Genomic DNA, 532 nt, shown 5'->3' on the forward strand with positions numbered 1-532 from the left:
GACGGCAGTAGGGGCGGAATGTCCGAGAACGAGAAGCGCAGGGGTAACGAAGAAACTCCCACCCATCCCGAAGAACCCAAAGAGGATACCGACAGTCAGTCCAAATACGACAAATAGAACAATAAGTGGGATACCCACTTCGAAAAGGCTCATACGCTACTCTACGATTGCGATCGCTACAGTTGTTACTCTCACCATTTGTTCGGAATTTTGGAGTGATCTCACTCTCACAAATATCGGTAATTCGGCACTGTCTAGTTGAGCCAGTTTGAGGAACGAGCAGGTCGTTGAGTTCGTTGGATCAAATGCTCGCAGACCTGCTCAGCGAGAGCTACGACGCGGATTTAGAAGAATCTTGGGAGAACGAGCGGACGGCGACGCCCGTCAGGGCGTTCGCCGTCCGCCTCCATCAGACCGGTTGTTCGCTTCGGGAGACAACAACGATTCTCGCTGAATTAGGCGTTGAACGCTCTCACGGAGCGGTCTGGAACTGGGTACATCGGCTGGCTGACAGCGGGTGCGACCCGCCTGA

At 53.8% G+C, this 532-nt stretch carries 2 pseudogenes; one reads left to right on the forward strand and one right to left on the reverse strand.

Going from position 1 to position 532, the window contains the following annotated elements:
- Window positions 1-153: pseudogene (locus ACNA7R_RS20635) on the reverse strand (sulfite exporter TauE/SafE family protein); the annotation flags it as partial.
- 152 nt (window positions 154-305) lie between these two features.
- On the opposite strand from ACNA7R_RS20635, the pseudogene ACNA7R_RS20640 reads away from it, so the two are divergent.
- Window positions 306-532 (forward strand): annotated as a pseudogene (locus tag ACNA7R_RS20640) (IS6 family transposase); the annotation flags it as partial.

The organism is Natronococcus sp., from assembly GCF_047921035.1.
Lineage (GTDB): Archaea > Halobacteriota > Halobacteria > Halobacteriales > Natrialbaceae > Natronococcus.